Annotated in this window: 9 protein-coding genes; 5 read left to right on the forward strand and 4 right to left on the reverse strand. The window is 71.7% G+C overall.

Going from position 1 to position 12993, the window contains the following annotated elements; genetic code table 11:
• Nucleotides 1-124: 124 nt before the first annotated feature.
• A complete protein-coding gene (locus tag IU476_RS32225) occupies nucleotides 125-1462 on the reverse strand; it encodes an ADP-ribosylglycohydrolase family protein (protein WP_195106099.1) in 1338 nt (445 codons plus the stop codon).
• Nucleotides 1463-1467: 5 nt separating this feature from the next.
• Entirely contained in the window at nucleotides 1468-1914 is a 447-nt protein-coding gene (locus tag IU476_RS32230) for a hypothetical protein (protein ID WP_195106100.1), read from the reverse strand.
• A gap of 439 nt (nucleotides 1915-2353) precedes the next feature.
• On the opposite strand from IU476_RS32230, the gene IU476_RS32235 reads away from it, so the two are divergent.
• The 4 genes from IU476_RS32235 (at nucleotide 2354) to IU476_RS32250 (ending at nucleotide 8601) form a co-directional block, all read left to right on the forward strand.
• Nucleotides 2354-2839, forward strand: coding sequence for a universal stress protein (locus IU476_RS32235; RefSeq protein WP_187685786.1), 486 nt, complete (start codon nucleotides 2354-2356; stop codon nucleotides 2837-2839).
• Nucleotides 2840-2972: 133 nt separating this feature from the next.
• A complete protein-coding gene (locus IU476_RS32240; RefSeq protein WP_195106101.1) occupies nucleotides 2973-4064 on the forward strand; it encodes an isochorismate synthase in 1092 nt (363 codons plus the stop codon).
• Nucleotides 4065-4154: 90 nt separating this feature from the next.
• The gene (locus IU476_RS32245) at nucleotides 4155-4325 is read left to right on the forward strand and encodes a DUF2613 domain-containing protein (protein WP_195106102.1); all 171 of its coding nucleotides are present in this window, start codon (nucleotides 4155-4157) and stop codon (nucleotides 4323-4325) included.
• Nucleotides 4306-8601 (forward strand): DUF3367 domain-containing protein, encoded by a 4296-nt coding sequence (locus IU476_RS32250; RefSeq protein WP_228824660.1) that lies wholly within the window; start codon nucleotides 4306-4308, stop codon nucleotides 8599-8601. Before IU476_RS32245 ends, IU476_RS32250 begins: the two co-directional genes overlap by 20 nt.
• A 27-nt stretch (nucleotides 8602-8628) precedes the next feature.
• On the opposite strand, the gene IU476_RS32255 is transcribed toward IU476_RS32250, so the two are convergent.
• Nucleotides 8629-9792, reverse strand: coding sequence for an acyltransferase family protein (locus IU476_RS32255; protein ID WP_195106103.1), 1164 nt, complete (start codon nucleotides 9790-9792; stop codon nucleotides 8629-8631).
• A gap of 188 nt (nucleotides 9793-9980) precedes the next feature.
• On the opposite strand from IU476_RS32255, the gene pgfA reads away from it, so the two are divergent.
• The gene (pgfA, locus tag IU476_RS32260; protein WP_195106104.1) at nucleotides 9981-11111 is read left to right on the forward strand and encodes a cell envelope lipid trafficking protein PgfA; all 1131 of its coding nucleotides are present in this window, start codon (nucleotides 9981-9983) and stop codon (nucleotides 11109-11111) included.
• A gap of 188 nt (nucleotides 11112-11299) precedes the next feature.
• On the opposite strand, the gene IU476_RS32265 is transcribed toward pgfA, so the two are convergent.
• The gene (locus IU476_RS32265) at nucleotides 11300-12658 is read right to left on the reverse strand and encodes a polysaccharide biosynthesis protein (RefSeq protein ID WP_438944094.1); all 1359 of its coding nucleotides are present in this window, start codon (nucleotides 12656-12658) and stop codon (nucleotides 11300-11302) included.
• Nucleotides 12659-12993: the final 335 nt, after the last annotated feature.

Here is a 12993-nt window from a genome sequence, read left to right on the forward strand (position 1 = left end):
GAAGCCTGACACACCTGTCAAGGCATGTCAACGAACCGCGGGCCCGGCGCGCGCGGAAACCGCAGCGCCGCTTGGCCTCCGGCGCGCGCCGACGCCGCAGCGATCCACACCGGGCCCCGCTCCCCTACCCGCAGGCGACCTGCTGCCGAGCCAGGTCGAAGGTCCGCCGCGCCAGCGCGGAGATGCCGACACCGTCGTACCCCGACACCGCGGTACGCAACCGATCGTGCAGGGGATCGGTCCAGCGTCGCGGAATCGCACTGGCGCCCAACAGGACTCCCGCGACCGAACCGGCGGTGGCCCCGTTGGAATCGGTATCCCACCCGGCCTGCACGGTGCACGCCACCGTCCGGTCGAAATCCCCTGCGCCCCAGAGCACTCCGATCGCCACCAGGCAGGCGTTGCCGACCGCGTGCGCCCAGCTGTAGTGGCCGTGCCGGAAGTGCGCCGACTGCACCGCCTGCTCGAACTCCACGCCGTGCCGATGATCGGCGATCACCTCGGCCAGCGCCACCGCCAGTCGCGACCGCTCCGGAATCACCTGCTGCGCGGCGGTGACGGCGGCGAGCGGGTCGGCGGCACCGAACGCCGCGGCCACCAGCGCCGCCGCCCACATCGCCGCCCAGATCCCGTTGCCGGTGTGCGACACCGAGGCGTCGCGGGCCGCCAGCGCGGCCGCGCGCGCCGGGTCCTCCGGGCAGACGTAGCCGTAGATGTCGGCGCGGATCATCGCGCCGGTCCACTCGCGGTACGGATTGCGGTGCCGGGCCGTGGCCGGCGGCACCCAGCCGTCGATGAGGTTGCGGTAGGCGACCCGCTCGGCGGTGTAGGTCTGCAGGAACGGTAGTCGCTCCAGCCATTCCGCGGCGACGTCGGCGGCGGCGAACCCGGTGCCGTGCCGCTCCAGCAGCTCCAGGCCGAGCACGGTGTAGTCGAGGTCGTCGTCGCGCGGGCAGCCGTCCACCCGGCCGCGGGTCGACTCCGGCCAGCTGTGCTGCAACCGGTACCCGTCCGGCATCGGGCTGAGCACCGGCACGTAGTCCGTCAGCGGATAGGCGTCGGCGCGTTCGAGATACGCGCGAATCGACTGCGGGGTCCACCGGAAGCCGTTCTCCAGCGGCTTGCCGAGCGTGCAGCCCACGCAGCGCCCCAGCCAGCCGCCGAGAATGCGGTCGTAGAGCCGGTTGCCCGACTGCGACGGGCTGGCCACCGGCCGCGGCGCCAGCTCCTCGACGATCTCGTCGTAGGGCCATTGCGGGTTGCGCGGCGCGGCCTCGATGCGGTCGAGCAGCCGCCAGCACGCCGCGGTGTTGGGTAGCGAGGTGTGCGTCAGATCGTGCACCTCCTCGGCGAATTCGTCGACGAGATAGCCGGATTCGCACCGCTGCAGCCATTCGAAGTACAGCAGGGCACGCGGGTCACCTTCAGGGTGGCCGAAGAAGGCCGATTCGATCGGTTCCATGACTTTCACAGGATGGTGATGACCGTCGCGACGACCTCCGACAGCAACGGCAGCGACTCGTCCCGCTGGGGCGCGCGCGCCCACCAGCGTCCCTCGTGGGTGTGCCGCCCGAAACCGGTTGGCAGGATGACGTTGCTGCGATGCGGGCCGATGTCCACGCCGTGACGCTCCAGTTGGACGGTACATTCCAGGGAGGGGTACCCATCGAAGACCGTCAGGAACGTCCGGCGTGGCGGTCGATCGCGCACCAGCACCGGTCCGGGGATGCCGCGCACCGTCAACTCCCCGAGTATCGACGCGCCGAGGGGTTCGGGGGTGTTGACCGCGGCGATCGAGTCGACCAGGGGAAGCACCACGAAACCCGGCACGGTGACATGCACGCGCGGTAGCCCGAACAGCAACCGATACGCCTGGGCCCAATCCTGGGGGGTAGCAAGTTCTTCCAACCGCAAGATCAACCTCGTTCGGGGTTCGCTGTCCGGCGCCGGCTGTCGGTGTCGGGCGTGGAGATATTCCAGTGAAGACCGAAAGACGCGTCGTACGCAGCCGTTTCGGTGAATCGCGCGCAAATTGTCGAAGACGACTGTGCCGAGGCGTCGTAGCGAACGATCGGTCCGAAAGCCTTGCGCCGCAAACCGTTCGGTCGCCAGGGGATTGCTTCGGGTGGTCAGCAAACCGGTCGCATGCCCACCGGAGGGTTGCCGACCCTCGCGACACGCCGGGAACGGACACCGACACGCGGAGCCGGCGCGGCGTCGGCACGCCGCCGGACAGCCTGTCCGACGGGGCTCCGGCGCATCCTCGGCAAGCCGCCGCGAGATCCGCATTCCATCAGGTCGGCCGGGGTACTCTCGCAGCACAGCCGAGGCACGGGACCCCAGGAGGTTCGCTATGCCCTGCGACACGATGCTCATTGCCTACGACGGCTCCGAGAACGCCAAGCGGGCCGTCGAGTACGCGGGCCGGTTCCTGTCCGCGACCAGGGCGGTGGTGCTCACCGCGTGGGAGCCGATGGTCCGGCAGGCCGCGCGGCTGTCCGGGCTGTCGGGGGTGATGCAGCCGGAGTGGATGCCCGACGAGGACATCGAGGACGTCGCCTACGTCGACGCCAAGCACATCAACTCCGAGGGCGTGCGGCTGGCCAAGCTGGCGGGTCTCAACGCCGAGGCGCGCACCGCCGAGTGCACCTCCACCATCTGGAACGCCATCGTCGACGTCGCCGACGAACTGAACGTCGACATCATCGTCGCGGGCACCCGCGGCGCCACCGGCATCCGCGCGCTGCTGCACTCCAGCGTCGCCGAGGCCGTCCTCAAGCACTGCCACCGCCCGATCCTGCTGGTGCCCCCGGGCCGCGACCCGGCCGAGACGCGCTGAGCGCGAGCCGAATCTGCCGCCGTCCCCACCTCGCTGACCAGGCACGTAATGCCTGGGGTGCGCGCGGACACAGTGAGACCTCCGTCGCTTCGCCCGGGCCGGTGCGGAGGGCGCGGGCTATCGTCGGGAGATCATGGACGGATTTCTGCTCGCCCGGCCCGGGAGCGTGCTGCGCGCCCACGGCACCCGGCACGCGTTCGACGACGCGCGGCGAGCGGCGGCCGCCCTGCGCGCGGAGGCGGAACTGATCGTGGGCGCGTTGCCGTTCGATCCGCGCCGCCCGGCCGCGCTGTGTGCGCCGGAACGGGCCGAGCACACCGCCGGGCCGTGGCGCCCGGCCGCGCTGCCGGAACTGCCGCGGGTCGAGGTGATCACCGAGATACCCAGCGCCGCAGAGCATATCGCCCGGGTGACCAAGCTGGTCGAGCAGTTGTCCGACACCGCGCAGCCGCTGCGGAAGGTGGTCGCGGCGCGGTCGCTGCTGGCCGAGGCGGACGCGCCGCTGGATCCGCTGGTGGTGGCCGCGCACCTGCTGGCCCGTCATCCCCGGGCCAACGTCTTCGCGGTGGATCTGGGTCCGGCGAGCCGCCCCGGCGCCACCCTGGTCGGCGCCACGCCGGAGGTGCTGGTGGCCCGCTCCGGCGACACCGTCACGCTGCGGCCGCTGGCCGGCACCGCCGCGCGGCACCCCGACCCGGACACCGACGCCGCGCTGTCGCGGGAACTGCTGTCCAGCAGCAAGAATCGCGCCGAGCACGCCTTCGTCATCGACTGGATCCGGGAGCGGCTCGGCCCGGTGTGCGCCGAACTGGACATCCCCGCGGAGCCGGAACTCGTCAACACCGCCGAGGTCTGGCACCTCGCCACCCCGATCCGCGGCCGGCTGCGCGACCCCAACACCACCGCGCTGGACCTGGCCGAACTCCTGCACCCGACCCCCGCGGTCTGCGGCACGCCCACCGACCTGGCATTGGAGACCATCCTCGAGACCGAGGAGGATCGCGGCTTCTACGGCGGCGCGGTCGGCTGGTGCGACGCGCGCGGTGACGGCGAATGGGTGGTCGCCATCCGCTGCGCCGAACTGTCCGCCGACGGCCGCACGCTGCGCGCCTTCGGAGGCGGCGGCATCGTCGCGGCCTCGGACCCCGCGACCGAACTCGACGAGACCACCGCGAAGCTGCGCACCCTGCTCGGCGGCCTGCACTGCGAGCTGCCGGGCCGCTGACCGGCGTTCGGCCCCGCACCCGCCCCGATCGCGGGTCCATGTTGTAGGTTGACTCGGAATACGCCTGCGTCGATGTATGGGAGTACCGCGATGAAGTTTGCCGTCCCTGGTGCCGTGAGCGCCGTCGCCGGAGCGCTGCTCGGGCTGGTCGCGGTATTCGTCATCACCACGGCGGCACAGCAGAACTCGCGGCCCGAGGTCGATCGCAGCGGTGACGCGTCGTCGTCGCTGCTGAACAACGTTGAGTACGGCTCTCGCTGAGTCGCCGACCGTTCCCCTACCCGACCGCGCGCCGCTGGGCCGGCGCTGGTTCGCCGGTACGGTCGTCGTCGCGTTCCTGCTGACCTTCCTGCAGGCACCCGGCCGGACCGTCGCCGACACCAAATACGATCTCGCCCAGAATCCGCTGGGCTTCCTGGACCGCGCCGCGCACCTGTGGAGTAGCCAGGCCCCGATGGGCCAGGTACAGAACCAGGCGTACGGCTACTTCTTCCCGCACGGGGCCTTCTTCTCCCTCGGGCACGCGCTCGGGCTGCCGGCCTGGGTCACCCAGCGGATCTGGTGGGCGCTGCTGATCCTGGCCGGGTTCTGGGGGATCGTCCGGCTGTGCGAGGTGCTGGGCATCGGCAGCCGAGGTTCGCGGGTGGTGGCCGCGCTGGCGTTCGCGCTGTCGCCGCGGGTGCTCACCACGCTCGGTTCGATCTCCTCGGAGACGCTGCCGATGATGCTGGCGCCGTGGGTGCTGCTCGCCCCGTGCGCGCTGGGCACCGTGGGCGGCGTCGCCAAACGCGGTGCGCGCTCGCCCGCCGGGAGCGCGCTGGCGCTGGCGCTGATGGGCGCGGTGAACGCGGTGGCGACGGCGGCCGCGTTCCTGCCGGCGCTGCTGTGGTGGCTGTCGTATCGGCCGAATCGGCGCTGGTGGCGCTTCACCCGAGCGTGGATTCCGCTGCTGGTGCTGGCGACGTTCTGGTGGGTGCTGCCGCTGCTGCTGCTCGGGAAGGTCAGCCCGCCCTTCCTGGATTACATCGAATCCTCGGGGGTGACCACGCAGTGGGCGTCGCTGGGCGAGGTGCTGCGCGGCACCGACAGCTGGACGCCGTTCGTGTCGCCGGAGCGCATCGCGGGCGCGGTGCTGGTCACCCAGCCCGCCGCGGTGCTGGCGACCGGGCTGCTGGCGGCGGCCGGCATGGCCGGGCTGGCGCTGCGGTCGATGCCGCATCGCGGGCGGTTCGCGCTGATCCTGATCGTCGGGCTGGCCGGGATCTGCGCCGGATACGTGGGTGAGGCGGGTGGGCTGTTCGCCGAGCAGGTCCGGGTATTCCTCGATGCCGGCGGCGCGCCGCTGCGCAATGTGCACAAGCTCGAGCCGCTGATCCGAATTCCGCTGGTGGTCGGGCTCGCGCACCTGCTGCGGCGGGTGCCGCTGCCCGCGTCGGTGCCGCTGCCGGTGTGGCGGCGGGCCTTCGCCCATCCCGAGCGGGACCGGCTGGTCGCGGTCGCGGCGCTGGTGCTGACGGCGCTGGCGCTGTCCACGTCGCTGGCGTGGACCAGCAAGCTCGCGCCGCGCGGGGCCTACGACGAGGTACCCGCCTACTGGCAGCAGACGGCGGACTGGTTGGCGCACAACGCCTCCGACACTCGCGCCCTCGTGGTGCCGGGCGCGCCGTTCGGCAGCCAGATCTGGGGGCTGACCCGAGACGAACCGCTGCAGGCGCTGGCCCGGACGCCGTGGGCGGTGCGCGACGCCGTGCCGCTCACGCCGCCGGGCGCGATCCGGGCGATGGATTCGGTGCAGCGGCTGATCGCCGACGGGCGGCCCTCGGCGGGCCTGGCGCCGACGCTGAGTGCACAGGGCATCGGAATCGTGGTGGTGCGCAACGATCTCGACCCCGAGACCTCCCGCTCTACCCGGCCGATGCTCGCGCACCAGGCCGTCGAGCATTCGCCCGGACTCACCAAAGTGGCCGAGTTCGGCGACGACATCGAGATCGGGCACGGGGATGGTCTGGTCGCCGACGGCGATCTGCGGCCCGCCTATCGCGCCGTCGAGATCTATCGCGTCGAGGCCGCCCGGCCCGGCACACCGGAGCAGGTGCGCAGCGGACCCGGTGCGCCGCAATCCTTTCCGGGCGCATACACGGTGCCGCTGGACTCGGTCCCGGTCGTGCAGGGCGGACCCGAATCGCTGGAACGCTTGCGCCGCAACACCACCGGGCCCGCGCTGCTCGACGCCGATGCCGCGCGGGCGGGGTTGTCCGGCGGGTCGGTGACGGTGACCGACACCCCGATGGACCGGGAGGCCGACTTCGGCCGGGTGGACAATCACGCCTCGGCCCTGCGCGCGCCGACCGACGCGCGGCGCACGCACAACCTGGTGCCCGACTACGCGGTGCCCGGCGCGCGGCTGGTGGAAGGCGAATGGTCCGGCGCGACCGTCACCGCCTCCAGCTCCGCCGCCGACGCCACCCAGCTCGGCGGCGCCGCGCCCGGCAGCTCTACCGCCGCGGCGGTCGACGGCGACACCTCCACCGCCTGGCTCAGCAACAGCGCGGAACACGCGGTGGGGCAATGGCTTCGGCTCGCCCTCGACCACCCGATCCGATCCGGGTCGCTCCAGGTGACGACTACACCGGCGGCGATCGGCGATCCGGTGAAGTGGATCGAGGTGCGCACCAACAACGGCACCGTCGCCGCGCGCATCTCCGAACCCGGTGCGACCGTGTCTGTTTCGCTGCCGCCGGGGCGCACCGACTGGCTGCGGATCATGGCGACCCGCACCGAAGGCGGCAGCGCCGGTGGGCAATTCGGCATCAGCGAGGTCGGGCTCACCGACTATTCGAATCCGGACGCGCCGACGCCCGTGGACATCCGGCACCGCACGGTCCTGCCGCCGACCGGGACGCCGGTGGGCGGCTGGTCGCTCGGGCAGGAATTCCCCGGGCGCAGCGGCTGTTTCGACGCGGCCGACCGGGTGCGGTGCAGCAAGGGGCTGGCGCTGTCCGCAGAGGAGCCGGGCGCCTTCCAGCGCACCCTGAATGTTCCGAGCCCGACGCGGGTCTCGCCGCAGCTGACCGTCCGCACGCGTCAGGGTCCGGCGCTCGAGGCGCTGCTCACCGACCCGGACCGGCCGATCGCGCGCGGCCAGGCCGACGTCGGCGACCTGCGCGGTTCCGCGTTCGCCGCCACCGACGGCGACGTGCACACCAGCTGGACCGCGCCGGAGGAGACGGTGCGCAACCCGGCCGGGCCGAAACCCACCCTCACCCTCGAACTGCCGCGACCGGAACTGGTGACGGGGCTCGAAGTGACGCCGTCGCGAGGCGCGCTGCCCGCGCCGCCCACCTCGATCGCGGTGAACCTCGGTGACGGGCCGCAGGTCCGGGCGATCGACGAGGACACCGAGCCGGGCACCCCGGCGCACCTGTCGCTGCACCCGCGCGTGACCGACCGCATCGAGATCAGCATCGACACCTGGAAAGCCGTGCTGGACCGCAACGCCCTCGGCTTCACCCAGCAGCAGCCCCCCGGATTCGCCGAGGTCTCGGTGCTGGGCCCGGACTATCCCCCGCCCGCCCCGCTGGACCGCCCGGTCACGGTGGACTGCGAGCACGGGCCGACGCTGGCCGTGGCCGGGAAACTCGTGCACACCACGGTCACCGCGACGGCCGGTGAACTGCGTTCCGGCGCACCGGTTCCCGCGCAGGTGTGCGGGGTGGCGGACCGGACGCAGGCGGGTCCGGAAGGCGATTTCGCCGCCGAGAACGGTGGCGAGCCCGAAAGTACGCCGGGTACAACAGATGTCGCTCTGCCCGGCGGCCGGGTGGATCTCGCCGTCGCGCCGACCGACCTGTTCTCGGTCGACGAGGTGAAGCTGAACCGCACCGATGCCGCGCCGCAACCGGTTTCGGCCCCGCCCGGCACTCGACTACTGGTCTTGCCGCTCAGCTCCAATGTCGGCTGGCGGGCGCACACGGCCGACGGCCAGGACCTCAAACCCCTCGTCGTGGACGGCTGGCAGCAAGCCTGGCTGGTGCCGCCGGACGCCGCGGGTCCGATCACCGTCGAATTCCCCACCGACCGCTGGTACCGCCTGGCCATCTTCGGCGGCCTGCTCCTCCTGGTACCCCTTGTCGCCCTGGCGATTCCATGGCGCACCCGCCGCGAGCAGGATTTGGACACACCCCCACGCCCTTGGCAGAGCCGCGTTCTCGGCATCTCCGGGCTCGCCCTGGCGGCGCTGGTGATCGGCGGTGCGGCCGGAACAGCTTTGACCGCCGCGGGTTTTGTTGCCGTCCGGTTCGGGAGCCGGATCGCGCCACACCGGGTGAGCGCCGAGAGATTCGAGAACAGGATCGTGCCGCGCGCGTTGGCCGCGGTGGCGGGTTTCGGCACCATGCTGTCCATGGCGGCGCTGTCCACCGGACCCTGGCGCTCCCCCGAGGGTTACCTGGGCGGCTCGATCTGGGTCCAGCTCCCCGCGCTGGCCGCGGTGGTGGCCGTGGGCCTCGCCGCCCTGCCGCCCCGCACTCGCAGCTGACTCCGGCGGCGTCGATTACCTACGCGCTCAGCCGAATCGGCGGCGCACCCAGTGCCGCACGGGCTCCTCGACGAGGGCGTAGCTGGTCGCGGCCAGCGGCAGCGTGAAGGCCACCGTGAGCACCAGCACGTGGACGAAGCTGCGCTGGAACGGGATGAAGCCGAACACCGGGAACACCATCGCCAGCACGGCCAGGTGCCAGAGGAAGATGCCGTACGACCAGCGGCCGATCGTCGCCGCCACCCGGCTCTCCAGCCAGCGGTGCGGCCGGTCGCCGAGCACCAGCGGCGCGAGCAGGCCGAATCCGATGAGCGCACCGAGTCCCATCTTCATCACGTACTGCCACGGCATCCCGCGATCCAGTCCGGCCGGACCGGCCAGGTCGGTCGCCGAGAGCAGGAAGGCGACCAGCGCGCCCGACCACATGGCCCACCGGTTCGCGGCGAGCCGACGCCACGCCGACGCCCGCGGCCGCACCGCGTCGTCCTCGACCAGCTCGGCCAGCAGCATCCCGGCGACGAACCAGGGCAGATAGCCGGGCAGCCAGTTGTCGGCGTGGATCGCGTCCGGCGTCGGCACGGGCAGGAAGTTCCAGCCCAGGCTCAGCACGCCGAGCGCGAGCACCGCCGGAATCCGCCACCGGGCCGCGGCACCGCGCAGCCGCGTCGCCGCCGGCGCCAGCACGGGCAGCACCAGATAGAACGCCACCTCCACCGACAGGCTCCACATCTGGGTCAGCCCGTCGGTGAGCGTCAGCGGCACGAACACTTGCAGCAGCGCCAGATTCGCCACCCACACCCGCAGCCCGGCCGAATGCGCGGCCGACGGCAGCAGGATCAGCACCGCGCACACCACCACCCAGTACGCGGGCAGAATCCGCGCCGCGCGATGCAGCAGATAGCGGCGGGCGGTCGGCGCGGTCCCGAGTCCGCGCGCGGCCGCCGCGTGCGGCCGCCACAGCAGGAAACCGGACAACCCGAAGAACACGGCCACCGCCATGTCGAACCGGCCCCACACCCGGCCCAGCACCGGCATCCCGGTCGCCCCGGTCTGGAAGGCGACGTGTGTGAGCACGACACCCAGGGCGGCCAGCCCGCGCATGCCCGCCAGCGCCGGCACGAACGTCCGGCGGCCCGCGGCGGATTCCGGCCGCGCCGCGGGCTCGGCATGCGGTGTCAGGGAGGTGGTCATCGGGCTCCATAGTGCCGTGTGCACAGAGCGGGTGGCATTCCGCGCGTTGGTTTCCGAATTTTCGGGCCTCAGCTCGGCATGCGGACGGACCGGACTGTTAGTGTCGGGGCTCACGAGCGCTGCCCGCGACCGCAGCGCTCTCCTGAACGTTCCACCGGGACGACTGTTCGAGGACGAGGAGAGTTTGCATGGCACTCAGTGCCGGAACCAAGAGGACGGTGGCCTGCCTGCTCGTGGGACTCGGCACGCTGCTGATCGTGGCAGCGCTGCTGATCCCGACCTATGCCGTCGGCCAGCTGGCCAAGACTCCCCTCGACATCGAGATCACCACGATCGCCAAGAACAAGGCGGACGCGCCCAGCGAGGTGCTCGATTCCAAGTCGCTGACCTCCGGTGACGGTCCCGCGAAGGTCGACCAGAACGTCCGGCTGCTGTCGCAGCGCTTCCTGACGGTCGAGGACCCCTCCGACAAGTCGGAGATGACGATCCAGGCCGGCCAGACCCTGCGCAACATCGACAAGCAGGGCGACACCGGCCTGCTGAGCGCCACCATCGACCGGGTGACCGTGGACCGCAAGACCGGCGAGCCGGTCGACACCGATCCCAACGGCTCCATCGCCTCGACGGTGAACAGCAAGGGCGAGAGCGTCGCCGAGCCGGTGCAGCACACCGGCCTGCAGTACCGGTTCCCGATCGGCACCGAGAAGCAGAACTACCCGTACTTCGACATCAACGCGCGCAAGACCGTCGACATCAACTTCGTCGAAGAGACCGAGATCAACGATCTGAAGGTCTACCACTTCCAGCAGCAGATCCCCGCGACCGATCTCGCCAAGGTCACCAACTCGCCCACCAACCGCCTGGCGCTGCCGGCGACCAAGTGGGGCGTCGAGGGCGGCGACGAGACCCTCACGATGGACCGGTACTACACCAACACCCGCGACATCTGGGTGGAGCCGCAGACGGGCACCATCATCAAGGGCTCCGAGCAGCTGCACATGTACTACGGGCGCACGGAGAAGCCGGAAGTCACCGCGCTGAAGACGACCCTGGTGTTCGACGACAACACGGTCGCCTCGCAGATCTCCGAGGCGAAGAAGTACATGGACGAGCTGTCGCTGTACAGCCGCATCCTGCCGATCGTGTTCGGCATCCTCGGCGTGCTCGCCCTGATCATCGGCCTGGTACTGGGCCTGCGCGGCGGCGACCCGGGCCAGCCCGGCCGCCTCGTCCAGCGCCGCAAGCCCAGCGACCCGCAGGCCGCCACGGACTTCACCGACGCCCCGACACAGCAGATCAACCTCCCGAAGAACCAGTAGCTCCCCGCAACTCCGCGAGTGGCTCCCCGGTCGAAAACCGGGGGGCCACTGTGCTTTTGCGCGCCCGGTACGTCTCGTCGGGCACGGCTCACGACGAGACGCTCGACCGCGATTCGCCGGCGGCCGCGGCACCCGCTTTGTGATCGGCGGTAGGGCGCAAGCGATCCGACGTTACCGATCCGGCCCGCTCAGGTCTGTCCGGGTGCGGCGGCGAGCCGGCTCGCATCGCGGCCGCCGGCCGCGCGCAGGACGACCGCGACGATGACCGCCGTGGTCGCCGCGGCGACGGCCGTGGCGGTGCCGATCAGCGCGGGCAATGAGCGGGCGACGGTGAGCATGATCGCGATCTCGGCGGCCAGTCCGGCCCAGGTGATCGCGGCGGGCGCGGTGCGATCGACCGCGATGGCCGACAACAGCGCGCCTTGCAGGAGGGCCAGCAGCGCGCCGTCGAGGGCGAACAGCCACAGCCAGTGCTGGATCGGGGCGTAGTCCTGCCCGGCGAACAGCGGGGCCAGCGGCGCGCAGACGGCCGCGCCCGCCACCGCGATCACGCCGATCGCCGACAGCACCCCGAGCGCGTCGCGCACCGCGCGGGCCGAATGCCGAGGCTGCGCCATCCGCGGATACAGCACCACCCCGACCGCCTGCGGCAGCCAGAACGCGATCTTGGTGGCGATGGCCCCGAACGCATACCGGCTCGCATCCGCGTCGTCGAGCACGATCCGCGCCACGATCAGATCCGCCGACGACAGCGCCATCAACGCCGCTTGCACCTGCGCGGCCCGCAGCACGGGCAGCACCCCCACCCCGACATCGGATCGCGCACGGGTTCGTCGCATCGCCTTTCCGGAGCGAGCCGGGTATCCGCGCGCGCTCGGCGTGGCTTCCGAGTGCTCAGCGGGGATGGAGTGGGACGAGGTAGTTCCTTGCCCGGCAGAGATGGGGGCGGGCGAGGTGAATCCTTGCCCGGCTGTGGTTTCGGCGGCGTAGCGGGCGCCGAGGGCGGCTGCCGCCAGGCCCAGGGCGGTGGACCACAGGGCAACCGCCGTGCCGCCGCCGAGGGCCAGCGCTAGCAGGGCCGGGGTTACCCGGGCGATGCCCGCGCCGCCGAGAACCGTTGCCAGGGCGCGGAACCGGCGGCTGCCCTGGAGGATGCCCTGCTCGCCTGAGAGAAGCACCAGCATCGGGGCGGCGGCCAGGGCACCGGCCGCGGCCGTCCAGTTCACGTGCAGGACAACGGCTACCGCCGGAACGAGCACCACCGCAATCCCGGCCACGATCGCCGCACACCGCCACCCGAGCCCGCGCACCACCGCCACCGGCGCACCCCGCACCAGCTCGCGCGCCACCACGTTCTGCAACGCCAACGCCGGCACCGCGCACAGCAACTGCACCGCCAGCAAGCTCGCGAACGCGCTGTACCCACCGACCCCCAGCCACCGCCCCGCCAGCAGCTGCAGCAGATACCCGGCCACATTCGCCGTCATGGCCCCCGCCGTCACCAACGTCAGATCCGCGACCACGGGCAGACGACGAAGGGCAGGCACCCCGCCATGCTGCCACCCGCCCCGTGCCCCCGACATCCGGCCCGGCAGAGCGTGCCGCCCTCGTGCCGAAGCAGTTCGGACACGCCTCGCCAGCGCAGACAGCCGGGCGTCGACGGACCGGAACGTCCAGCCACGGCCAATCTCGAGATCTCGACAAGTTCCGGGCGAAGATCGTGTCGAAGTCGATGGCTTGCGACGGCGACCGTCCCTACTACCGCCAGGCGGCACACGCGCGCCGCCCCGATGATCGAGTGCTCGTCGCACGCCGCCTCGACAACCGAATACCTCTCGGCAGATCACCTTCCGCGCGAGACCACTCCGCAAGGCGCGTGGAA

The organism is Nocardia blacklockiae, assembly GCF_015477355.1.
GTDB lineage: Bacteria > Actinomycetota > Actinomycetes > Mycobacteriales > Mycobacteriaceae > Nocardia > Nocardia blacklockiae.